Origin of the sequence: Burkholderia sp. MSHR3999 (genome assembly GCF_000833595.1) — a bacterium.
Lineage (GTDB): Bacteria > Pseudomonadota > Gammaproteobacteria > Burkholderiales > Burkholderiaceae > Burkholderia > Burkholderia ubonensis.
Window position 1 is genome coordinate 375,817 of the sequence record NZ_JRFO01000005.1, and the last position, 23,141, is coordinate 398,957.

The following is a 23,141-nucleotide window of genomic DNA, read 5'->3' on the forward strand; positions in this document are numbered from 1 at the left end:
TAGTAGTCGAGCTCGCGCGGATCGCGGCGTGCAACCACCTCGACACCCTGGAGGACGCCGGCGGATTGACGAAAGCATTTTCTCTGTCTAGTTTGATGGATATTAATTCCATAAAAATGGACGAGCAACCTGTCCGCCAACGAACCCCGGAGCAGAAAATGACCGAACCGATAACCATCCGGCGCGTGAGCGGCGACGAGGTGACGACCTATATCGACGCGTTGTCCGACGTGCTCATCGACTGCGTCGAGGGCGGCGCATCCGTCAGCTTCATGTCGCCGATCTCGCGGGATACCGCCGCGCGGTTCTGGCGGCAGGTCGCCGACGGCGTCATGCGCGGCGAGCGAATCCTGCTCGTTGCGCAATGCGTGGACGGCCGAGTCGTCGGCACCGTGCAACTGATCACTGCGTTGCCCGAAAACCAGCCGCATCGCGCCGACGTCGCGAAGATGCTGGTCCATCGCGACGCGAGACGCCAGGGCGTCGGCGCGCGCCTGATGGCCGCGGCGGATGACGCGGCGAGGGCGGCCGGCAAGGCCGTCCTCGTGCTCGACACGGTGACCGGCAGCGATGCCGCGAGACTGTATGAGCGGGCAGGGTGGCAACGGGTCGGGGACGTGCAAAACTACGCGCTGATGCCGGACGGCAGGTATTGCGCGACGACCTTCTTTCACAAGCAACTGGCTTAGGCTGGTCGGCCCTCGGCGATCATTGGCCACCCACGAGGCCCGGCGTCCGCCGGGCCATGCGCGACCGGAAGGACAACCCCCTCGGATATACTCGGGCCAGGTCGAGGGCATCACAGAATTCAGAGCGACTTCCCCCCGCACATCACTGCACCGTCACTCACATTGCGGCCCCTATGCAGCTAACCGAACAGCAGGTCCTTGCGCTCGCGCCCGACAGCGGGTCGGCCTCGAACGGCAAGAAACTCGCTCAGCCGAAACAATGGCCGCTCCTCGGGCGCAACGCCCGCGCAATCTGGGGCGAATGCCAGGGCAGCGGCAAGAATCCCTATCAGGTGCGCGTGGATCTGGCCGACTTCGCCAGCAAGTGCTCGTGTCCCAGCTTCAAGTTCCCCTGCAAGCATGCACTCGGCCTGCTGGTGCTGGCCGCCAACCAGCCGGACGCCGTTGCCGAAACGGACGAGCCGGAATGGGTTGCCGGCTGGCTCGACAAGCGCGCCGACAATGCCGCGAAAAAAGAGGCGCGCGCGTCCGCCAAGGCGGATGCGCCGGTCGACGAGGCGGCCCAGCAGAAGCGGGCGGAGAAGCGCGACCAGCGCGTGCGCGACGGCCTGGCGGCGCTGCAGGTGTGGCTCGAGGATCTGGTCCGCAACGGCCTGGCGCGCCTGCCCGCCGAAGGGCCCGGCTTCTGGGAGCAGGCGGCGGCACGCCTGGTCGATGCGCAGGCGAGCGGCCTGGCCGCGCGTGTGCGGGCGCTGGCCGATCTGCCCGGCAGTCGTCCCGACTGGCCGGAACGTCTGCTGGCCGAACTGGGCCGCCTGTCGTTGGCCGTGCGCGCGCATGAACGCATCGAACAGCTCGATCCGGCCTTGCAACAGCAACTGCGCCAACTGATCGGCTATTCGCTGCGGGAAGAGGAGGTGCTGGCGCAAGGCGACACGCACCATGACTGCTGGCAGGTGATCGGCCAGCACGTCGACGCCGACGAGCGGGTGCGCGTGCAGCGCAGCTGGTTGATCGGCACGCGCAGCGGGCGTCACGCGCTGCTGCTGCAGTTCGCCGCGGGCAACCAGCCGTTTGCCGCATCGTGGCTGCCCGGCACCGCGTTCGAAGGCGAGCTGGCGTTCTGGCCGGGCGCCGGTTCGCTGCGCGCGATGCTCAAGGGCGTCGCGACGCCCGCGGCTGCGCCCGGCGCGTTCCCGTTGGTCCGCACGCATCGGCAGCTGCTCGATGCGGCTGCCTCGCTGCTGGCGCTCAACCCATGGCACGAGCGCATGGCGACCGTGCTCGATGCGTGCGTGCCCGCGTTCGAGAACGGGCAGTGGCAGGTGGTCGGCGCCGATGGCGATGCGCTGCCGCTGGCCGGGCGCGATCAGTGGCTGTGGGCCGCGATCGCCGGCGGCGCGCCGCACGCGGTCGCCGTGGAATGGGACGGGCAGGCGGTGCGTCCGCTGGGCCTGTATGCGGACGGGCGGTATCAGGTCCTGACGGGAGTGCAGTGATGCAGGCGCTGGTTCGCACCGCCCTGATCGGCACCGCAAACGTGAGTGCGGATGTCTCGACGATTGCCGAAATCGACGGGCAACTGCCCGCCGCCGCCAGCCCGGAACGACGCCTGCTGTGGCAGGCGGGCTGCATGGCCGTCTACGGCGCTGCCGGCCGCGTGCCGGTTTCGGCCACGGCTCAACCGGCAGCCGAGCCGGACCCGGTGCCGGCAACGCCGGTCACGTTGATGCCCATCCTGACGTCGGCCATTGCGGGCGAGCTGGGCGGCCTGGCCGAATGGCTGGTGGCGCGCATGACGCGCGCGAACCGGCGCCTTCCGCATGCGCTGCTGCCGTCCGTGTTCGCGAGGCCGGCACGGTTGGACGTGTGGTGGCCCGTCATCGGGCGGCGCGGGCATTGGCTGGCCTCGCAGCATCCCGAGTGGCAGGCGCTGCTGGCCGCCAGACAGGCCCCGGCCGACGACGCCGCGACCTTGCTGCAAGCGTGGGACGAGGGCGACACGGCGGCGCGCGTGCGCGCGCTGACTGCGCTGCGCCGCCGCGATGCGGCCCACGCGCGCGATGCGTTGAACGCCGTGCTGCCCAAGGAAAAGGCCGAGCAGCGTCAGGCGTTCGTGGCGGTCTTGCAGCACGGCTTGTCGTCGGCCGACGAACCGATGCTGGAGCGCCTGCTGGACGACCGCAGCCAGGCGGTGCGCCAGAGTGCCGCCGAACTGCTGCTGCGGCTGCACGAATCGGCGCTGGTCAAGCGCATGGAAGCGCGTGCCGACGCTTGCCTGCGCTGGCAGCCCGCCGGGGCGGCAAGCGGCGCCGTGTCGCGGCTGGTCGCGATGCTCGGCAAACGCGCCGAGCCGGTCCTTCAGCTTGAGGTGCCTGCCGAATTGCCCAAGGACTGGGAGCGGGACGGCATCGCCGCCAAGCCGCCGCCGGGCGAAGGTCAGCGTGCGTTCTGGCTGCGCCAGCTGGTTGCGGCGATTGCGCCCGCGCGCTGGTCCGCGTCGGCGGCGACGACGCCTGACGACGCACTGAACGTGATGGCCGCGCACGAATGGGCCGACGCGCTGCTGGCGGGCTGTGCCGCTGCCGCTTGCCGCCACGGCGACGCCGATTGGGCCGAACCGCTGCTCCGTCGCGCGCTGGCCGACGCCAACGTGCTGCATCCGTACCAGGAACGCCTGTGGCAAGTGGTGCGCGCGGACGCGCGTGTCGAGCTGGTGTGCCGCCAGTTGACCCTCGGCAATCGGTACGTGGCCCGCCGCGGCCTGGAGGCGATGCCCGCACCGTGGCCGAACGCGGTGGTCAGCGCCGTCGCCAGTGCGGCGCTCGATGCTTGGCGCGCCCGGCGTGAAGCCGGCGACACCCGACAGCACGACGACGTGACCGGCCTGATCGAGCTGGCGCTCCTGCGCGTGCAGGACGCCCACCTCGCCGTGCTCGACCCGGTCGTCGACGTGTACGCCGGCAGCCTTTCGGCAGCGCCCGCCGACGCGATTTTCAATCTCGACCGCGCGAGGGGCGTCGTCGCCCTCGCGCATGCAAGACGAACCTTCATCAAGGAGATGCCGCTATGACGGCCAACCTCAACACCGTGCTGCGCAAACACGCCGAAGTGCAATATGCGGAGGAACTGGCCGAACTGGCGCGGCACGACCAGCGCCAGCGGCCGGCCAACTGGAAGCTGTCGCCGTGGGCGGTGAAGACCTACCTGCTCGGCGGCAAGCTGGACAACGGTTTCGAGGTCACGCCCAAGTACATCGGCAGCGGCCGGCTGATCGAGATCGCCGTGGCGACGCTGGCCACCGACCGTGCGCTGCTGCTGTACGGCGTGCCGGGCACGGCCAAGAGCTGGGTGTCGGAACACCTCGCCGCCGCGATCAGCGGCGACTCGACCTTGCTGATTCAGGGGACGGCCGGCACCGACGAGACGGCCCTGCGCTACGGCTGGAACTACGCGCGCCTGCTGGCGGAAGGCCCGACGGAACAGGCGCTGGTGCCGAGCCCGATGCTCAACGCGATGCGCGACGGCAAGCTCGCGCGGCTGGAAGAAATGACGCGCGTGCCGAGCGAAGTGCAGGACACGCTGATCACGCTGCTGTCGGAGAAGACGCTGCCGGTGCCCGAGCTGGGCATCGAGGTGCAGGCGCAGCGCGGCTTCAACGTGATCGCGACGGCCAACAATCGCGACCGCGGCGTGAACGAGATGTCGTCGGCGCTGATGCGCCGCTTCAACACGGTGATCCTCCCCACGCCGGACAGCTTCGACGAGGAAGTCGCCATCGTCAGCCGCCGCGTGGAGGAGCTGGGCCGCGCGCTCGAACTGCCGGCCGAGAAGCCGGCGCTCGAAGAGGTGCGGCGCGTCGTGGCCGTGTTCCGCGAGCTGCGCAGCGGCCTGACCGAGGACGGCAAGACCAAGCTGAAATCGCCCAGCGGCACGCTGTCCACCGCCGAGGCGATTTCGGTGCTGGGGCACGGCATGGCCGTGGCCGGCTATTACAGCGACGGCGTGCTGCGCGCCGCCGATCTCGCCGCCGGCCTGACCGGCGCAATCGTCAAGGACCCCGTGCAGGACAAGCTCGTGTGGATGGAGTACCTGAAGACGGTCGTCAAGGAGCGCGACGACTGGAAGGACTTCTACCGCGCCTGCATGGACGTCGCCTGATGGCGGTGCGCTACTACGGTATCCGCCACCACGGCCCCGGCTGCGCGCGGGCGCTGCAGGCGGCGCTGGCGGCGCAGCAGCCCGACATCGTGCTGCTCGAAGGCCCGCCCGAAGCGGACGGGATCGTCGCGCTCGCGGCCGACGCGGGCATGGTGCCGCCCGTCGCGCTGCTGATCTACCCGAACGACGCGCCTCGCCTCGGCGTGTTCTACCCGTTCGCCGAGTTCTCGCCGGAATGGCAGGCGATCCGCCACGCGTGCGCGCAAGGCATCCCGCTCTGGTTCATGGACCTGCCCGCGATGCACGGCTTCGCCGAAACGCTGGCGCGCGAGCAGGAGGCGGAGGCGCGCGAGGCTGCGCCTGACGATGCGGGCGCGCTCGATCTCGCGGATACGAGCGGTGAGCTGGCCCGCGACGCGGACGCGCTGGTTTCATGGCGCATGGACCCGATCGGCGAACTGTCGCGCGCGGCCGGCTTCGACGACCACGAGCTGTGGTGGGAGGTCGAGATCGAGCAACGGCGCGATGCGGGCGAGCTGTTCGCGGCCATCGAGGAAGCGATGACCGCGTTGCGCGAACACGCGCCGGCGCCGGAACTTCGCGATGCGCGTCGCGAAGCCCACATGCGCACGCGCATCCGCGAAGCGCAGAAGCGCGGCTACGAGAACCTTGCCGTTGTGTGTGGCGCGTGGCACGTCCCCGCGCTGGTCAGGCCCGCGACCGTCAAGGACGACGCGGCGCTGCTCAAGGGGCTGCCCAGGACGAAGGTGGAGGCGACCTGGGTGCCCTGGAGCGACGACCGCCTGGCCTATGCGAGCGGCTACGGCGCGGGTGTCGAATCGCCGGGCTGGTACCGGCATCTGTGGCAAAGCCCGGACCGCGCCGGCCTGCGCTGGGTCGCCGAAGGCGCGCGGCTGATGCGCGACGAGGGGCTGGATGCGTCGTCCGCGAGCGTGATCGAGACGGTGCGTCTCGCCGACGCGCTCGCGGCCATGCGCGACCTGCCGCTGCCGGGCCTGGCCGAGCAGCGCGAAGCGATGCTCACGGTGCTGTGCCACGGCCTGCCGGAGCCGCTGGGCATCATCCGTCGCAAGCTCGAGGTCGGCGAGCGGCTCGGCGCGGTGCCCGATTCGGCCGCCGCCGCGCCGCTGCAGCGCGACCTGGAGGCGCAGCAAAAGCGCCTGCGCCTGAAGCCCACGACGGAGATCAGGAACCTCGACCTCGATTTGCGCGAGGACGGCGGCCGCGAGCGCAGCCTGTTGCTGCACCGGCTCGGGCTGATCGACGTGCGCTGGGGGACGCTGCTGGGCGACGCCAATCGCACGGGCACGTTCCGGGAATCCTGGCAGCTGCGCTGGAATCCCGAAATGGTGGTCGCACTGATCGGGTCCAGCCGCTACGGCAACACGATCGAGGACGCCGCGACCCACAAGCTGTGCGAGCGCGCGCAGGCGGCCGCCGAGCTGCCGGCGCTGACCGCGATGCTCGACCAGGCCGTGCTGGCCCGGCTGCCGAAGGCGGTGGCGGTGCTGCTCGCCTGCGTGCAGACCCAGGCGGCCGTCGCCGCCGACCTGACGCACCTGATGGCCGCGCTGCCGCCGCTGGCTCGCGTGGCGCGCTATGGCGACGTGCGCGGCACGGACGTCGACGCGTTGCGGCCGATCGTGGAGGGCCTGGTCGAGCGCATCGTCGTAGGCCTTGCCGCGGCGGCGCGCCACGTCGACGAGCCGATGGCGATGACGCTGCTTGGCCATATGGACGAGGTGCAGGCCGCGCTCGATACGCTCGACGCCGCCGAACTGCTCGGCGACTGGTTGAGCTGCCTCGTGGCCCTGACCGGTGACGACGCGGTCGCGCCCGCCGTGCGCGGTTTCGCGCTGCGCCAGGCGTTCGATCGCCGGCGTCTGGATGCCGACGAACTGGCGCGACAGGCCGGCCTCGCGCTGGCCGCCGCGACGCCGCCGGCGGAATCGACGGGCTGGCTTACCGGCCTGTTGCGCGGCAGCGGCTTGTTGCTGCTGCAGCAGGACGCGCTGTGGCGCGTGATCGACGGCTGGCTGAGCGGGCTCGACGATCAGGTGTTCATGGAGCGCCTGCCGCTGTTGCGCCGCGCGTTCGCCGATTTCCAGCCGGCCGAGCGGCGCGAAATGGGCAGCAAGGTGAAGCACATGGATGCGCCGCCGGCGGCGGCGAGCGTGTCCGTCGACATCGACCCCGAGCGGGCGGCGCGGGTGCTGCCCGTGCTGGCGGCCATTCTGGGCAACTGAGCTGGGCAACTGAGCCGGGTAAATGAGATGAGCAAGGATTCCCCGATCGAAACCGACCGCATGACGCGCTGGCGACTGGTGCTGGGCAGCGACGCGCAAAACAGTTGCGGCGTCAGCCTCGACGACACGCTGACGCGCGCCGACAAGGCGCTGGACGACCTGTACGGCGGCGAGCGCAAGGGCGGGCTGAACGCCAGCACGCCCAATGTGGCGCGCTGGCTCGGCGATATCCGCGAGTTCTTTCCCGCGCCGGTCGTGCAGGTGATGCAGCAGGACGCGCTGGAGCGGCTGAACCTGCGCCAGATGCTGCTGGAGCCCGAGCTGCTCGAAGCGATCGAGCCCGACGTTCACCTCGTGGCGAGCCTGATGTCGCTGTCGCGCGTGTTGCCGGCCAAGACGCGCGACACGGCCAGGCGCGTCGTGCGCAAGGTGGTCGACGAGCTGGAGCGCCGGCTCAAGGAGCCCATGCGCCAGGCGATCGCCGGCAGCCTCAACCGCGCGGAGCGCAACTATCGGCCGCGCCCGAACGAGATCGACTGGCATCGCACCATCCGCGCGAACCTGAGCCGCTATGCGCCCGAGCGGCGCACCGTGATCGCGGAGAAACGGGTCGGCTACGCGCGCAAGCGCTCGGCGCTGCGCGACGTCGTGCTGTGCGTGGACCAGAGCGGCTCGATGGCGGCGTCCGTCGTCTATGCGGGCATCTTCGCGGCCGTGATGGCGTCGCTGCGCGCGGTGCGCACGCGCATGGTCGTGTTCGATACCAACGTCGTCGACCTGACCGACGAAGCGGGCGATCCGGTCGACCTGCTGTTCGGCGTGCAACTGGGCGGCGGCACCGACATCAACCGCGCGCTCGGCTACTGTCAGCAGATCATCGATCGGCCCGAGCGCACGATCATGATCCTGATCACCGACCTGTACGAAGGCGGCAACCGTCACGAGATGCTGCAACGCGCGGCCGCGCTCAAGCATGCCGGCGTCAATGTGATCTGCCTGCTGGCGCTCGCCGACAACGGCGCGCCCGGCTACGATCACCAGAACGCCGCCCGGTTCGCCGCGCTCGACATTCCCGCCTTCGCGTGTACGCCGGACCAGTTTCCCGCGCTGATGTCCGCCGCCATCCTGAAGCAGGACGTCAACCTGTGGGCGGCCAGGCAGGGTGTCGTGACCAACCGGGCTGCGTAAGGGGCCCGGCGGCGGACGTTATTTCCGGTTCTTCAGGAACGTCCGGCCGGCCGGCGTGATTGAAATAGTGGGCCGGCCGTTCGTCGGGTAGTTGACGAAGCCCGCGCTGATGAGCTCCCGCGTGACGGACCAGCCCAGCGCGGGCGTCTCCCGTCCATAGCGGATCTCGGCCAGGCGCTCCAGCGCCCAGATGGCGGACGCCGAAATGGTTTGGGCGTTTGACGTATCGCTGTCGCTCATTGCTTCTCCAGAATGTTGAGGGTGGCCAGGGGCGCCGGGTGTGGCGGGATCAGAGGGCAAGGCAGGCGCCCAGGCGCGTCCAGTCGTAGCTGGCGCCGAGCTCGATGCGCACGGCCGCTTCGACGAGATCGACGCTGTGCCGCCCGGCGTGACGAGCCGCGCGGGCCATCAGCGTCTCGAGCGACGGCAACCGCGCATCGCTCTTCCACGCGAAAACGATGAGGTTCTCCGCGCTGTCTTCGGCCGGGGCCAGTGCGGCCGAGGGGCCGAACGTATCGCGCAGCGCGGTGAGCGCGTCGCCGAGTCGCGGATCGCCATGCAGCAGGTTGGCGACCAGCACGCCGTCGTCATTCAGCCGCGCGCGGCAGGCCGTGTAGAAGGCCGCGCCGGCGAGTTCGGCGGGAAGGCCGTGCGCATTGAAGCCGTCCAGCAGCAGCGCGTCGAAGGTCTGCGTGGTCGTCGACATGACCTGCGCGGCGTCCGCGCAGACGACCGACAGCCGCTCGTCGTCGGGCGGGATGCAGAATCGGTCGCGCAGCGCGATCACGTCCGGATTGATCTCGATGACGGTGATGTGCGCGTCCGGCAGATGCCGACGGCAATACTTCGTCAGCGAGCCGCCGCCGAGCCCGATCATCCCGATGTGCGCCGGAGCGGGCTGCAGCAGCAGGAAGCCCATCATCGTGCGCGTGTAGCCGAGTGCGAGCGCATCGGGGGCGACGCGCAGCATGGTGCTTTGCATGCCGCGACCGTCGAAGCACAGCGAGACGAGGTGCTCGGATTCCACGATCACCGGCACATCCGCGCCAGCGTTTGAGTGAGCGGCGCGAATCCCCAGGAACGGCGAGTCGATGGGCGGCATGCAGGTCACCTCTCTTGCAGCAACGGCAACAGCGCCTGAAGCGCGGCTTCTTCATCCGGGCCGGCGGCCAGCACTTGAGCGGACGTGCCGCCGCGCACCTGCAACGATGCGATCGCCATGCCATCTTTCGCATTGCCGCGGCGCCCGTTGGCAATCAGCAGGATGTCGCTTTCGAAGCGGCGCGCCATGTCGACGAGCGCGTCTTGAGCGGCGTACGCGCGATTTCGATTCCAGCCGGAACCGACTTGTAAGTGCACAACGGTGGCCACGGTATTTGTTTGCTCTAGGGTCGTTGGGGGCAGTGCGCCGTGTCGACCTGGCAGTGCGCCAGAAACGCCCGGCACTCGATCTCCCACGTCGCGCTCTGCAAATTGATGTCGATGCCGTCGAGTCGTTTCATGTCGTCGTTCAGGTGCACCGCGCGCAGCGATCGAGGCGGTATGCCCGGTTCGAAAAAGCGGTCGTCCGCATCCAGCAGCAGGCCCGGATGGCGCCGGAACCGCGCACTGGAGACCGAGATCGGATCCATCACATGCCGGGCCGACTCCCCCGGATAGACGAACACGAGATGGATGCCTGCCGCCGCGAGCTGCTCCCCGACGTCATGGAAGCGATGAACCATCTGGAAGCCGCGTTCGCCGCCGCGCCCGACGCCCACGGCGACGAGCCCCCGGCTTCCCGCGATTTCACGCAGCGTCACGGGACGCCGGTCGGGCAACAGCAACGCACCATCCAGCTCGAACATGTCGACATCCTCAGCGAAACCGCTCGCAAGTCCAGCGAAAGGCGGCGAGCGACAAATTATAATCAAGCGGTATGAATATGTGAATTGCATTATAATGCCGTGCGTGCCGGCACGATGGCCGCCTCGGGTGAGGCGGGTTGCTTGCCGGTACTTTTTACTGATCGCCTCGAAACCGTCCAGATGGAAGCCGCAATGAACACCGTCCCCTCATGCCCGCAATGCGCGATGGAAAACACGTACCCGGACGGCGCGCTGTTCGTCTGCCCGGACTGCGGTCACGAATGGTCGGCGAGCGCCGGCGCCGACGCGGGCGACGAACCTGCGGGCAACGTCGTCAAGGATGCGAACGGCAACGTGCTGTCGGATGGCGATTCGGTCGTGCTGATCAAGGACTTGCGCGTCAAGGGCTCGTCGATCACGCTGAAGATGGGCACCAAGGTGAAGAGCATCCGGATCGTCGGCGGCGATCACGAGATCGATTGCAAGACGGACGCCGGTGCCTTCATGCTCAAGGCCTGTTTCCTGAAGAAGGTCTGACCGGCCGCTCGCGGTTGATTCGATCCACTGTTTGATTGCGCGGGCAGACCGAGAATGGCTGAGGCTCGAACCTCCTACGATGCGTACGTCGAATTCCTGTCGACGCCGATGAGCGATGAGCGGCCCTTCGTGCTGGAGACGCAGCACGCGGTGTCGCTGCACTTCGACCACTTTGCGACCCAGAGCTTCATGTCGCTCAGGCATCCTGACAAGCTCACGCTCGACTATACGTGCGCGATGATGGGATTTCTGCTGGTGCAGCCCGCTCCGAAGCACATCTGCATGATCGGGCTCGGCGGAGGATCACTGGCGAAGTTCTGCTATCGGAACCTGCCCGAGGCCGCGATCGATGCGATCGAGATCAGCCCCGAGGTGATCGCGCTGCGCGACGTGTTCAGGATTCCGGCGGATGACGCGCGGTTCAAGGTGGTGTGCGCCGATGGTGCGGACTACGTGATGCTGGAGGACGTCCGGGCGGATGTGATCCTGCTGGACGCTTTCGTCACGGAAGGGATCGCGAGCCGCTGCGCGGACGTCGCCTTCTTCGACGCATGTCGCGAGCGTTTGACCGACGCGGGCGTGCTCGTGATCAACTTCACGGACGATGATCCGGCGCTGCCGCTGCACCTTGAGCGCCTGAAGGCCGTATTCGGTGCGTCCTGTTCGATCGTGCGGTGCGGCGACGACAGCAATTTCGTCGCGTTCGCCTGGAAGAGCGGCCATCGTTTGCCGTCCAGGCGGGTCCTGCTCGAGCGCGCCCGCTCGTTTGCCTTTGCCGGCGAACTCGAGCTGGCCGCCACCGCCGGGCGCCTGAAACAAGGCGAGCGCCTCGATCCGGAACGGCTGACCTGGCACGCGCAAGGGGCTGCGCACGGGCACTGGACGATCGGCGCCTGATCGGCGCCCGCAGGCATTCTTCAGCGCGTCACTTCACCCGCTTGCCGAGCGGGCTCTTGGTCTTGTAGGTCACGCCGTGATGCTCGAGATACTCGCGGATCAGTTGCCGTACGACTTGCGACGGCGTCAGATCTTGTGCCGAGCAGAGCATTTCGAATGCCTCTTTCTTGGCGGGATCGATCAGGACGGTCAGGCGTGCGGTTTTCGTTTCCATTGCGGGGACGGGTCGGCGAATATGCTAATCGAATTATAATGCATTTGCCTTCGGCGGCGCGGCGGGAAGCGCCCGCGAGGTCAATGCCTGCGGTCGAGCCGGCAGACGTAGGCCAGGACATCATCGGCCACGGGCACGATCGCGAGCGTGACGAGCGCCGCGGCCAGCGGGACGGTCGACACGTAGCCGACGTGCTTGAAGCCGATCGCGCCGGTCAGGCCGCCCACGAAGAACGACGCCAGCATCGTGCCGTGGATCCGCAGCTTCGCGCGGTTGGCAATGACCGCGTGCGCGTCCGGATCGACCGCCGATCGATTCCAGTAAAAGAGCTTGCCCAACTCGATCCCGAGATCCGTCACGATGCCGGTCATGTGCGTCGTGCGAATCTCCGCGCCCGACAGCTTCGTGATCATCGCATTCTGCAGCCCCATGATGAAGCACAGCAGGATCACGGTCACCGGGACGAAGAACGCCTCCCACAGCGCGAGGTGGCTGCCGAGCAGGCCGAACAGGAGCAGCAGCGCGGCTTCGACCAGCAGCGGCAGCACGTACTGGCTTTGCAGGCTCCGGCGCCGCCCCCAGTTGACGAGCACCGCCGAGCATCCCGCTCCGACGAGAAACGATGCCAGCGAACCGATGCCGGCGAGCACGAGCCGGACATCCCCGAGCGTGACCTGATCCGCGATCGCCGACACGATGCCGCTCATGTGGGACGTGTATTGCCTGACCGCAAGAAAGCCGCCGGCATTGGTTGCGCCGGCGACGAACGCGAGCGACAGCCCGAGCTGGCGGTTCGCGGCCGCGCTGCGGTGTTTTCCCGTCAGGCTTCGAAAGTACTGCGCAGGCATAGGCTCTTTGCTCGTTCACTCGGCACCGCGGCAACGGCGTCGCGGATGGGACCTTCGGGCGCGCCGGGGCCGGCAAGGTGCCCGCCCCGGCGCGCCCGATTTCGTCAAGCATGTGTCTCGCATGATAACGCCATTATCATATCCTGTTATCTGGATGGGGCTTTCGATGTCATAATACGGACGGGTCGCGCCCGGCGCTTCGGGTTCGTTCCATGCTCCTCGTCCAATCCGAGCGTACTGGAGACATTCCGGATGGCACCCGTGCCGGTCGTCCATTTCGTCCTGCTGGTCGCGGCCGCCTGGCTCGCGCTCGGCGCGCTCGGTCTCGGGGTGCTGCATCGCACGCGGTTCGTTGCGCACGGGCTGTTTCCGCTCGGTGCGCTGGGCGGGCTGCTGCTCGGGGCGGCGGGGCTCGCCGCCATCTTTGCCGAACCGTCCACCGCGATCCTGCCGCTCGGGCTGCCCGAGTTGCCGTTCCATCTGCGCGTCGATCGGCTCTCCGGCTATTTCCTGTTCGTGCTCGGCGTCGTCAGCGCGGGGATCGGCGCGTTCTCCGCCGGCTATTTCCGCAAGGGCGAAGGGGCCGCGCCGGGACTCATCTGCTTCGAATACCACGTCTGCCTCGCGAGCATCGCGCTCGTGCTCGTCGCCGACGATGCCTACGTGTTCATGGTCGCGTGGGAAACGCTGTCGCTGTCCGCGACCTTCCTCGTGATGACCAACCACCGGATCGGCGAGATCCGCCGTGCGGGCTACCTGTATTTCCTGATCTCCCATGTCGGCGCGCTCGCGCTGCTGCTGTGCTTCGGCATTCTTCAGGCGCACACCGGCGACTACACGTTCGCCAACATGCGTGCGCAGTCGCTCGATGCGCTCTGGGCTTCGCTCGCGTTCCTGTTCGCGCTGGTCGGGTTCGGCGCGAAGGCGGGCGTGTTCCCGCTGCACGTCTGGCTCCCGGATGCCCATCCCGCCGCGCCGTCCCCCGTATCGGCGCTGCTCAGCGGCTTCGTGCTGAAAGTCGGCCTGTACGGCCTGCTGCGCACCCTGTTCGACCTGCTGCACGTGCAGTTCGCGTGGTGGGGCGTGCTGCTGCTCGTGCTCGGCGTCGGCACCGCGCTGCTCGGCGTCGTGTTCAGCACGATCCAGGCCGACATGAAGCGCCTGCTCGCGTATTCGTCGATCGACAACATCGGCCTGATGATCGTCGCGCTCGGCGTCGCGGTGCTGTTTCGCGCGTACGGCATGACGAGCCTGTCCGCGCTCGCGCTGACGGCGATGCTCTACCAGATCGTCGCGCATGCGGCATTCAAGAGCCTGCTGTTCCTCGGCACGGGGGCCGTGCTGCACGCCACCGGGGAGCGCAATCTCGGCAAGCTCGGCGGCCTGATCCGCTTCATGCCGTGGACCGCGTGGGCCGTGCTCGCCGGCGTCGTCGCCAGCGCCGGCTTGCCGCCGCTGAGCGGGTTCGTCGCGGAATGGCTCCTGCTGCAGTGCTTCCTGTTCACGCCGAGCCTGCCGAATTCGGTGCTCGCGATGACGGTGCCGATCACGGCCGCGTTGATCGCGATGACGGCAGCGCTGGCCGGTTACACGATGGTCAAGTTCTTCGGCATCGTGTTCCTCGGGCAGCCGAGAGAAGCGAAGCTGAGCCGCGCCCGCGACGCGAATGGCTGGGAGCGGCTCGCGTTCTGCTGGTTCGCGGCGGCCGGCGTGCTGCTCGGCCTGATGCCCGCGCAGTTCGTCAAGATTCTTGACCGGGTCACGCGCACGCTGGTCGGCGCCGGCATCGGCGCGGACAACCACGGCTGGCTTCTGTTCGTGCCCGTGTCGACCGCGCGGGCCAGCTACATGCCCGCCGTGTTCATGCTGTTTTTCGTCGCGTGCTGCGCGCTCGCGTGGGTGCTGGTGCGACGCTTCTACCACGGCCGGCTGCGCCGCGCCGCGCCATGGAGCTGCGGCTTCCCGTTCACGAATGCGCGCATGCAGGACACGGCGGAAGGGTTCGGGCAGCCGATCCGGGAGATCTTCGCGCCGTTCCTGCGCATCGAGCGGCACGTGCCGTCGCCGTTCGATGCGCAGCCGGCCTATCGGGTCTCGGTCACCGACCGAACCTGGTCCGCGCTCTACGAGCGCATCGCGACGCTCGCGCAACGCATGGGCGAATGGGCGGGCCGTCTGCAGACGGGCAAGATCGCCGTGTACCTGACCTACAGCTTCGCCGTGCTGATCCTGCTCCTGCTGCTGGTGAGACGATGGTGACCGTATCCGGCGTGTTGTCGCAAACCCTCGAGATCGTCGTGGCGCTCGCCGTCGCGCCGCTGCTCACGGGCTGGGTCAACCAGTGCCGCGCGTGGCTGCAGAACCGGCGCGCGCCCAGCATCTGGCAGCCGTACCGGATGCTCCACAAGCTGTTCAACAAGGAGTCGGTCGTCGCCAGCGACGCCAGCCCGGTGTTCCGTGGCGCGCCCTATGTCGTGTGGGCGGCGATGACGCTCGCCTGCGCGATCGTGCCGACGCTGTCCACCGAATTGCCGCTGTCGCCCGCCGCGGACGCGATCGCGCTCGTCGGCCTGTTTGCGCTCGCGCGCGTCGCGCTGTCGCTCGCCGCGATGGACGTCGGCACCGCGTTCGGCACGCTCGGCGCGCGCCGCGAAATGCTGATCGGCTTCCTGGCGGAGCCGGCCTTGCTGATGGTGCTGCTGTCGGCCTCGCTGATCACGCGGTCGACCCTGCTCACGAGCATCGTCGCGACGCTCGGACGGGGCGAGCTGACGATCTATCCGAGCCTCGCGTTCGCGGGCATCGCGTTCACGCTGGTGTCGCTCGCCGAGAACGCCCGGCTGCCCGTCGACAATCCCGCCACCCACCTCGAGCTGACGATGATCCACGAGGCGCTGATCCTCGAATATTCGGGGCGGCACCTCGCGCTGATGGAGTGGGCGGCGAGCCTCAAGCTGTTCGCGTACTCGTGCATCGGCCTTGCCCTGTTCATGCCGTGGGGCATCGCCGCGGCGGGCAATCCGCTCGCGCTGGTGTTCGCGGTGCCTGCGCTCTTCATCAAGCTGATGGCGGGCGGCGCCGCGCTCGCCGTGGTCGAGACGGCCAACGCGAAGATGCGGATTTTCCGGGTGCCGGAGTTTCTTGCGACGGCGTTCCTGCTCGCGGTGATCGGCATGCTCGTCCATCTGCTGCTGGGGGCGTGAATGCACGGCTACGCGACGCAACTGATCAATTTCCTCGCGGCGGTGCTGCTCCTGCTGTCGTTCGCGATGCTGAGCCAGCGGCGGATCCTGTCGCTGATTCATCTCTACACGCTGCAGGGCGTGGCGCTGGTGCTGGCCAACCTGATCCTCGGCATCGTGACGGGCGATGCGCACCTGTACGTGTCCGCCGGATTGACGGCCGTGCTGAAGGTGGGCGTGATTCCGTGGATCCTGTATCGGCTCGTGCGCAGGCTCAACGTGCAGGCCGACGTCGAGCCGCTCATCAACATCCCGACCACGCTGCTGATCGGCATCGTGCTGGTGATCGTCGCGTTCAACGTCGCGGCGCCGATCAGCCAGCTCGCGACGTCGGTCGCGCGCGGCACGCTCGGCATCGCGCTCGCGTGCGTGCTGCTGTCGTTCATGGCGATGATCACGCGCGCAAGGGCGATTCCCCAGGTGATCGGCTTCCTGTCGATGGAGAACGGGCTGTTCTTCGCGGCGACGGCCGCCACCAACGGCATGCCGATGATCGTCGAGCTCGGCATCGGGCTCGACGTGCTGGTCGGCATCCTGATCCTGGGCGTGTTCATGTTCCAGATCCGCGAGCAGTTCGACAGCCTGGACATCCATCACCTCGAGAAACTCAAAGATGAGTGACGCCCACGTCGTGCCAGTCGTGCTCGGCATTCCGCTCGTGGCCGCCGCATGCCTTGCGTGCGTGCGACGCACGCATGTCGCGCGCACGCTGAACGCCGGCTTCAGCTTCGCGACGTTCGCGGCGGCGCTCGTGCTCGCCGCACGCACCGTCGAGCACGGCCCGTCGTTCGCGTTCGGACGGGCTTTCTTCGTCGATCCGCTCAACGTCTACCTCGTCGCGCTGACTGCGTTCGTCGGCTGGACGACGTCGCTGTTCTCGCGCCCGTACATGCAGGTCGAGGAAGCCCGCGGCCGGATGACGGCCGCGCGGATGCGGCTCTATCACAGCATGTACCAGCTGTTCATGTTCGCGATGCTGCTCGCGCTGCTGACCGACAACCTCGGCGTGCTGTGGGTCGCGATGGAAGCCGCCACGCTCGCGACCGTGCTGCTCGTCAGCGTCTATCGGACCGCCGCGAGCCTCGAGGCCGCATGGAAGTACTTCATCCTGTGCGGCGTCGGCATCGCGCAGGCGTTGTTCGGCACGATCCTGCTCTACCTCGCCGCGAGCCGGCAGCTGGCCGACGGCGACGCGCTGCTGTGGACGAGCCTGGCCGCCGTCAAGACGCACCTCGACCCGACCATCGTGTCGATCGCATTCGTGTTCCTGCTCGTCGGCTACGGCACGAAAGTCGGCCTCGTGCCGATGCACAGCTGGTTGCCGGACGCCCATGCCGAAGGCCCGACGCCGATTTCGGCGGTGCTGTCCGGGCTGCTGCTGAACGTCGCGCTGTATGCGGTGCTGCGTTGCAAGGTGCTCGCCGACGGCGCGCTGGGCAATGGCCTGCCGGGGCGGCTGCTGGTCGGCTTCGGGCTCGTGTCGGTGCTGGTTGCGTCGTTCTCGCTGTTCCGGCAGAAGGACGTCAAGCGGCTGTTCTCCTATTCGTCGATCGAGCACATGGGGCTGATGACGTTCGCGTTCGGTCTCGGCGGCCCGGTCGCGACGTTCGCCGGGCTGCTGCACATGACGGTGCATTCCCTCGTCAAGTCGGCGATCTTCTTCGCGGTCGGCCACGCGGCGCAGAAGGCCGGCACGCAGGCGATCGACGGGATTCGCGGGCTGCTGCAGGTCAGCCCGACGGTCGGCTGGGGCATGATGCTGGGCACGCTCGCGATTCTCGGCTTGCCGCCGTTCGGCGTGTTCGCGAGTGAATTCCTGATCCTGACGACCGCCATCAACACGCTGCCGTGGGCGGCGCCGTTGCTGCTGCTCGGGCTCGCCGTGGCCTTCGCGGCGATCTTCGCGCGCGTGCAGCGCATGGTGTTCGGCGCGACGACGACGGCCAGGCCGCTCGAGCATCGCCCCGCGCCGCTGCCGGTCTTCGTGCATCTGGGCCTGGGGCTGATGCTTGGGCTCTATTTGCCGCCGTACCTGGCGATGTGGTATCGCCAGGCCGCAACGATGCTGGCGGGGTGACGCATGCGACTCGAAACGATGCAGCTTGCCGCCGCCCGCGTCGCGCGCGGTGCGGGCCAGATCCCGGTGGGCGTGGTGGACGCCGATGAAGCAGGGTGGCTCGAGATTGCGCGGACGGCGCGAGCGGAGCGCAACCGGCTCGTTGCGATGTGGGGCAGCGAAGCCGTCGAAGGCGCGTTTGCGGTGAACGCCGCGTACGAATGCGACGACGGCATCCTGTGGGCGCGCATCGCAATCGGGCGCAAGCCCGATGCCGGCGGCGACTATCCCGATCTCGTTCCGATGTTTCCGTGCGCGGCCCGCATGCAGCGGGCGATCTTCGACCTGACCGGCCTGCGGGCCCGCGGCGCCGTGGATACGCGGCCGTGGCTCAATCACGGCAACTGGCCCGCGGATTATTTCCCGCTGCAAAGGCAGGCGACGGGCGTCGAGGCATTCGAGTCGAGCGAGGCGGATTACGCGTTCGTGCAGGTTGCGGGCGACGGCGTGCACGAGATTGCCGTCGGGCCGATCCATGCCGGGATCATCGAGCCGGGGCATTTCCGGTTCTCCGTCGTCGGCGAGAAGGTGCTGCGCCTTGAAGAGCGTCTCGGCTACGTCCATCGCGGCGTCGAACGGCTGTTCGAACGCACCGCGGCGTCGCGCGGTCAGCGGGTGGCCGCCAGGATTGCGGGCGATTCGACCGTTGCGTTCTCGTGGGCCTATTGCATGGCGCTCGAACAGGCGTGTGGCGTGGCGCTGTCGAAGCGCGCGCTCCGTTTGCGCGCGCTTTTGCTGGAACGCGAGCGCGTTGCCAACCACCTCGGCGACCTCGGCGCGCTCGGCAATGATGCGGGGTTCGGTTTCGGGCTTGCCCAGTTCTCGCGGCTCAAGGAGGACTGGATACGGGAGAACGCGCGCACCTTCGGGCATCGATATCTGATGGACCGGATCGTGCCGGGAGGCGTGGCGGTCGATGTTCGCGCCGAGGACGCGGCCGTGCTGGCGGCGCAGTGCGAACGCATCGAACGCGACGTCCACGTGATGCGAAAAATCTACGACGACCAGTCCGGGTTGCAGGATCGATTTCTCGGCACGGGACGACTGGACACCAATGTCGTCGAGCATTTCGGCGTGCGCGGCATGGCGGCCCGCGCCAGCGGGCAGACGTTCGACGTGCGCGCGAACCTGCGGCCGGCGCCGTACGACGACTTCGCTGTCGTTGCGGCCAGCGACGCGCGCGGTGACGTCGCCGCGCGCGTCGCGGTGCGTTTCGCCGAGATCGATGAATCCCTGCGCGTGATTCGCGCGCTGCTGGCCGATCTTCCCGAGGGCCCGCCTGCCGTCGACATGACGCCCGCAGCGGCGCCTGCCCAAGGCGTGGGCTGGGTGGAAGGCTGGCGCGGCGACGTGTTCGTCGCGCTCGAGCTCGCACCGGGCGACGTGATCGCACGATGCCATTGCCACGATCCGTCCTGGCAGAACTGGCCGGCGCTCGAGCACGCGATCATCGGCAACATCGTTCCCGATTTCCCGCTGATCAACAAATCGTTCAACCTGAACTACGCGGGGCACGATCTCTGATGTGGCAACTCATCCGGCAATTCGCGCGCACCGATTTTCCCGACGAGCCCGTGCCGGCGGCGGAAGACGCATGGCGACACGACGCGCAGCAGATTCGCCAGCAGATTCTCGATCTGCTCGGGCGCGCGCTGTGCATCCGGCAGATCGACGCGGGCTCGTGCAACGGCTGCGAGCTGGAGATCCACGCGCTGAACAATCCCGTCTACAACATCGAGGGACTCGGGATCAAGTTCGTCGCCAGCCCCCGGCATGCCGACCTGCTGCTCGTGACCGGGCCCGTGACGCTGAACATGCGTGCGGCCGTGCTCGCCGCGTATGATGCGACACCCAGCCCGAAACTCGTGGTGGCCGCGGGCGAATGCGCGTGCACGGGCGGCATTTTCGCCGACAGTTATGCGGTGTGCGGCCCCGTCTCGTCGATCCTGCCGGTCGACGTGACGATTCCCGGGTGTCCGCCGCCGCCGGTCGACTTGCTGCGAGGCATCCTGGCAGCGTGCCGGTCTCGCTGAGCCCGACGGCGATTTCCGCTGATGGCCCAAGCTTCACCAACCTCGATACAACCCTTGTTCGCATTGACTCAAGTTTTCGCTGCATGACTCCGCTCAAATTCATTCTTCGCTATACCGCCATCCCGTTCACCGCCATCGTGGCGGTCGTCATCTGGGCTGCCATGCCGTCCTCGAAGGAAATCGATGCGAGGCAGTATGCGGCGCTGTCACGCGCGTACCAGAGCTTTCCTTCGGCATTCCGGCACGAGATCGCAGGTGCGATGGAACACGGCCGGATCAGCGACTGGCAGTACCAGACGCTCGTGCGCGACTCGCTGGCCAACGGCGTCGCATTGGACTGGCCGGCGACGGGCGTGAGCGACGTCGCTGCCGAACGGCGCAAGCTTGCCGCATTGATTGAAACCGATTCTGATCTCGCAGGGCATTAAAGATGAAGACGTTACTGGTTGCTGTCGCATTCATTTTGATTATCGGCAGCCTGATTTCCGCGCTGTACTACATGAATCGCGATCGGGGAACGACCAAGCGAATGGCGTGGGCGCTCGCGGCGCGTGTCGGGTTGTCGATCACGCTGTTTCTGGCGCTCCTTCTCGCATACTGGCTCGGCTGGATCGAGCCGACCGGGCTGCCCATCGGGCGGTAGGAATTTGTAAATTATCTCGCCGATCGGTTTTATAACTGAGCGGATTAGATTATTGGTTTGAAAAGAGGGGCTCCTGTCCTATATTTTCAGGTGCGCTGTCCCGGCGTGATTCGAAAATGTTTATTCGCGAGACAGTGCAATAAGGCTCGCCGATGAACCAAAATTGGTCGCCGGACCGGATGAGCAAAATAGGACATCGGTTACGGGTGGCGTCGCATGTCGTTCAACCCGTGCCGCGACGCCGCGCGGATTGCGCCGCCGTGTGTCGGATGCCGAACGATCAAGGCGTCCACCGATAAACGGTGATGCTGTTGCCCTTGACGTTGTTCTTCGTGATCACGTATTCGCCGGTCGATCGGCGGTATGCCCTGATCGCGTACATCGCATCGATCGCGCTGCTGGCGTCAACGGTAGCGCTGCTGGTATTGACCAGCGTGGTATCGAGATTGCCGGTGGTGAGGTTGAACGCGTCGACGTTCGGCCTGGCCGGCCCGCTGCCGCCGAACCAGTAGCCGACGAACAGATGGTTGCCGGCCGCGTCCATCGACTTCGCGCCGGAAGTGGGAAGGGTGATCACCGGGTTGGGCGCGGTGGTATTGCCCGCACGCCAGCCGTGATACACCTCGATCCGCGTGCCGATCGCCGTCCAGTCCGTGCTCCCGACGATGCCCTGGCCGAGAATCATCGTGTCGCTGTCCGCGAGATAGACGATGCGCGTCAGCGGCTGGACGCTCGCGGGAACGCGGGTCGGGACGCCGGGCCCCCATGACGGCTTGCCGCCGGCGTCGAAGCCGGTCAGCGGGTAGTGATAGATGGCACCCGTCTTGTCCAGGCCGGCCCAGACGTCCCCGTTGCCGTCGATGCTGAATCCGCTCGAGACGCGCAGGGTCGTATTGAACGCGGGCCCCGGTATCGATGCATCCGGAATCGCGATATAGCCGTTCGCCGCGTTGAAATGGAAAAAGTAGTAGATCGGCGGGTTCTGGCCGGCCGCCACGAGAATCCGGTGCGCGCCGACGGACGTGAGCAGCCCGAAATGCTCGTCGCGCTGCACGTCGTTCATGTCGATGCGCGGGTCCGACGGGTAGGTGAACGGATCGACGGTGTTCGCGACGAAGGCGCCGCCCGCGCTGCCGCTGTAGATGTGGGTGCCGCCATAGAACAGCGCGCCGTCCGTGACCGGGTCCGGTGCGGCGATGCCCTCGAAGTTGAGCGCCTGAAGCGTCCACCGCAGGTTGCCGGCGCCGTTGTACGCATGAATATCGGTGGCGCCGTTGCGGCCGAGGTCCCAGCTGCCGCCCCACGGGTTGTTGAGCACATAGAGGTTGCCGGCGGTGTCCTTGCCGATGCCGGCGACGCGGGTGAAGCGCTGCGCGCCGACCTGGCCTTTGATGCCCGTCGTGGTGTCGAGATAGCCGCCCCGAATGCCGAAGGTGCCTGCCAGCGCCGGCGTGCCTGCGACGTCGTAGCGCTTGATGTTCATGTCGGGACCCTCGTCCCCGACCATCAGCTGCTTCGACGACGCGTCGAAATAGAGCGCCGATGGCCGCGAGTCGCCAGCCATCCGGATGGTGTTCAGCAGCGCGCCGGTCGGACCGAACTCGACGATCGTGCCCGCGCTCTTCTGCGCGACCCAGACGTTGCCGGCGCCATCAAGGGCGAGCGCGCCCGGGCCCGGCACGTTGATGTCCCTCTGCCAGACGCCGTCGGTGGTGAAGACCCGGACGCGATTGCCGTAGAAGTCGCTCGCATAAAGGAGCGAGCCCGCCGTGGCGAGCCCGGTGACGACGTCGACCCGCGTCTGGTTGGTCGACGCACTGACCTGGATGAACCGGTCGCGGGCCTTGGTGGCGCGGTTGTATCGCCCCACCGCGCCGCTGCCGTACGACCTGTTGGCCTGCAGCGCCGCGAAGATCGACGTCGCGTTGCCGGTGATCGCGCCGCCCTGAAACTCGCCGTGCGCGCCGATCGAGCCGAGGCTCTTGCCGTTCTGGTAGACGGCGACGCCGCCTTCGTCCTCATCCCAATTGGACGCCGTATAGATGACGCCTTCGGGCGCGACCCACATGGAACGCGCGGCATTGCCGACGTGGGCGGCGAGGGTGCCATAGGTGTTCGCCAGCCAGTCGGTGGTGTTTTGCGCAGCAGGACAGGCCGGCGCCATCGTCGCGATCGCGGCGGCGAGGAGCACGGCATGAATTCGTTTTTTTTCGACCATGGGGAGGCTCTCCGGAAGGTGGCAACCAGTATCACGTATGAAGATAGGCAGGTCATTGCGCATTGACAAGCGCGCGCCCGTCGCCGCTGCCGCTGCACTGTTGCGGAGAATGGAAAGGACCGCTCCATTGGCGGCAATATGTGCGGTGAAAATGACCGATTATTCTCCCGATCACAGTTCCGATCCCCAGCCGACAAGCAATCGGACTGCTTACAAAATCAACCGATCAGGGAGGCCTATT

23 protein-coding genes are annotated in these 23,141 nt (G+C 67.6%); 16 read left to right on the forward strand and 7 right to left on the reverse strand.

Annotation, left to right across the window (positions count from 1 at the left end; all coding sequences use genetic code 11):
• Positions 1-158 precede the first annotated feature (158 nt).
• The 6 genes from KY49_RS15370 to KY49_RS15395 all read left to right on the forward strand — a co-directional run bounded on the left by KY49_RS15370 (position 159) and on the right by KY49_RS15395 (position 8,305).
• Positions 159-689, forward strand: coding sequence for a GNAT family N-acetyltransferase (locus tag KY49_RS15370; RefSeq protein WP_042585493.1), 531 nt, complete (start codon positions 159-161; stop codon positions 687-689).
• Positions 690-862: 173 nt separating this feature from the next.
• Complete coding sequence (locus tag KY49_RS15375; RefSeq protein WP_042585494.1) at positions 863-2,188, forward strand: SWIM zinc finger family protein; 1,326 nt, start codon at positions 863-865, stop codon at positions 2,186-2,188.
• Positions 2,188-3,762, forward strand: coding sequence for a DUF5691 domain-containing protein (locus KY49_RS34545; protein WP_052495717.1), 1,575 nt, complete (start codon positions 2,188-2,190; stop codon positions 3,760-3,762). Before KY49_RS15375 ends, KY49_RS34545 begins: the two co-directional genes overlap by 1 nt.
• Complete coding sequence (locus KY49_RS15385; RefSeq protein WP_042585495.1) at positions 3,759-4,850, forward strand: ATP-binding protein; 1,092 nt, start codon at positions 3,759-3,761, stop codon at positions 4,848-4,850. Before KY49_RS34545 ends, KY49_RS15385 begins: the two co-directional genes overlap by 4 nt.
• The gene (locus KY49_RS15390; protein WP_042585496.1) at positions 4,850-7,117 is read left to right on the forward strand and encodes a DUF5682 family protein; all 2,268 of its coding nucleotides are present in this window, start codon (positions 4,850-4,852) and stop codon (positions 7,115-7,117) included. Before KY49_RS15385 ends, KY49_RS15390 begins: the two co-directional genes overlap by 1 nt.
• Positions 7,118-7,144: 27 nt before the next feature.
• The gene (locus KY49_RS15395; RefSeq protein ID WP_042585497.1) at positions 7,145-8,305 is read left to right on the forward strand and encodes a vWA domain-containing protein; all 1,161 of its coding nucleotides are present in this window, start codon (positions 7,145-7,147) and stop codon (positions 8,303-8,305) included.
• Between the two features lie 18 nt (positions 8,306-8,323).
• On the opposite strand, the gene KY49_RS15400 is transcribed toward KY49_RS15395, so the two are convergent.
• The 4 genes from KY49_RS15400 to KY49_RS15415 are packed head-to-tail and all read right to left on the reverse strand — an operon-like array spanning position 8,324 to position 10,152.
• A complete protein-coding gene (locus tag KY49_RS15400; protein WP_042585498.1) occupies positions 8,324-8,545 on the reverse strand; it encodes a hypothetical protein in 222 nt (73 codons plus the stop codon).
• A gap of 49 nt (positions 8,546-8,594) precedes the next feature.
• Entirely contained in the window at positions 8,595-9,407 is an 813-nt protein-coding gene (locus tag KY49_RS15405) for a fused MFS/spermidine synthase (protein WP_042585830.1), read from the reverse strand.
• A 5-nt stretch (positions 9,408-9,412) separates the two neighbouring features.
• The gene (locus tag KY49_RS15410) at positions 9,413-9,676 is read right to left on the reverse strand and encodes an HPr family phosphocarrier protein (protein WP_042585499.1); all 264 of its coding nucleotides are present in this window, start codon (positions 9,674-9,676) and stop codon (positions 9,413-9,415) included.
• Positions 9,677-9,690: 14 nt separating this feature from the next.
• Positions 9,691-10,152: a hypothetical protein gene (locus tag KY49_RS15415; RefSeq protein ID WP_042585500.1), complete on the reverse strand. Its 462-nt coding sequence runs from the start codon at positions 10,150-10,152 to the stop codon at positions 9,691-9,693.
• 192 nt (positions 10,153-10,344) lie between these two features.
• On the opposite strand from KY49_RS15415, the gene KY49_RS15420 reads away from it, so the two are divergent.
• Positions 10,345-10,689 (forward strand): zinc ribbon domain-containing protein YjdM, encoded by a 345-nt coding sequence (locus KY49_RS15420; RefSeq protein WP_042585831.1) that lies wholly within the window; start codon positions 10,345-10,347, stop codon positions 10,687-10,689.
• 54 nt (positions 10,690-10,743) lie between these two features.
• Complete coding sequence (locus KY49_RS15425) at positions 10,744-11,586, forward strand: spermidine synthase (protein WP_042585501.1); 843 nt, start codon at positions 10,744-10,746, stop codon at positions 11,584-11,586.
• A gap of 28 nt (positions 11,587-11,614) precedes the next feature.
• Here the strand turns inward: KY49_RS15425 and KY49_RS15430 are convergent, their stop codons facing one another.
• Positions 11,615-11,800, reverse strand: coding sequence for a CopG family transcriptional regulator (locus KY49_RS15430; protein WP_010097212.1), 186 nt, complete (start codon positions 11,798-11,800; stop codon positions 11,615-11,617).
• A gap of 80 nt (positions 11,801-11,880) precedes the next feature.
• Entirely contained in the window at positions 11,881-12,648 is a 768-nt protein-coding gene (locus tag KY49_RS15435) for a YoaK family protein (protein WP_042585502.1), read from the reverse strand.
• 252 nt (positions 12,649-12,900) lie between these two features.
• Here KY49_RS15435 and hyfB point away from each other — a divergent pair, with 252 nt between their 5' ends.
• From hyfB to KY49_RS15475, 8 genes are all read left to right on the forward strand, one after another.
• Positions 12,901-14,907: a hydrogenase 4 subunit B gene (gene hyfB, locus KY49_RS15440; RefSeq protein WP_042585503.1), complete on the forward strand. Its 2,007-nt coding sequence runs from the start codon at positions 12,901-12,903 to the stop codon at positions 14,905-14,907.
• Positions 14,901-15,851, forward strand: coding sequence for a respiratory chain complex I subunit 1 family protein (locus KY49_RS15445; protein ID WP_042585504.1), 951 nt, complete (start codon positions 14,901-14,903; stop codon positions 15,849-15,851). Before hyfB ends, KY49_RS15445 begins: the two co-directional genes overlap by 7 nt.
• Positions 15,852-16,511 (forward strand): formate hydrogenlyase, encoded by a 660-nt coding sequence (locus KY49_RS15450; RefSeq protein WP_042585505.1) that lies wholly within the window; start codon positions 15,852-15,854, stop codon positions 16,509-16,511.
• Positions 16,504-17,967 (forward strand): hydrogenase 4 subunit F, encoded by a 1,464-nt coding sequence (locus tag KY49_RS15455; RefSeq protein ID WP_042585506.1) that lies wholly within the window; start codon positions 16,504-16,506, stop codon positions 17,965-17,967. The genes KY49_RS15450 and KY49_RS15455 overlap by 8 nt, the downstream gene beginning before the upstream one ends.
• A 3-nt stretch (positions 17,968-17,970) precedes the next feature.
• On the forward strand, positions 17,971-19,530 hold the full coding sequence (locus tag KY49_RS15460) for a hydrogenase large subunit (RefSeq protein ID WP_042585507.1): 1,560 nt from the start codon (positions 17,971-17,973) through the stop codon (positions 19,528-19,530).
• Positions 19,530-20,039, forward strand: coding sequence for an NADH-quinone oxidoreductase subunit B family protein (locus KY49_RS15465; RefSeq protein ID WP_042585508.1), 510 nt, complete (start codon positions 19,530-19,532; stop codon positions 20,037-20,039). The genes KY49_RS15460 and KY49_RS15465 overlap by 1 nt, the downstream gene beginning before the upstream one ends.
• A gap of 83 nt (positions 20,040-20,122) precedes the next feature.
• A complete protein-coding gene (locus KY49_RS15470) occupies positions 20,123-20,467 on the forward strand; it encodes a hypothetical protein (protein ID WP_042585509.1) in 345 nt (114 codons plus the stop codon).
• Between the two features lie 2 nt (positions 20,468-20,469).
• Positions 20,470-20,682 (forward strand): twin transmembrane helix small protein, encoded by a 213-nt coding sequence (locus KY49_RS15475; RefSeq protein WP_042585510.1) that lies wholly within the window; start codon positions 20,470-20,472, stop codon positions 20,680-20,682.
• A 280-nt stretch (positions 20,683-20,962) separates the two neighbouring features.
• Here the strand turns inward: KY49_RS15475 and KY49_RS15480 are convergent, their stop codons facing one another.
• Positions 20,963-22,900, reverse strand: a complete 1,938-nt coding sequence (locus KY49_RS15480) for an SMP-30/gluconolaconase/LRE-like region family protein (RefSeq protein WP_042585511.1) — start codon at positions 22,898-22,900, stop codon at positions 20,963-20,965.
• Positions 22,901-23,141: the final 241 nt, after the last annotated feature.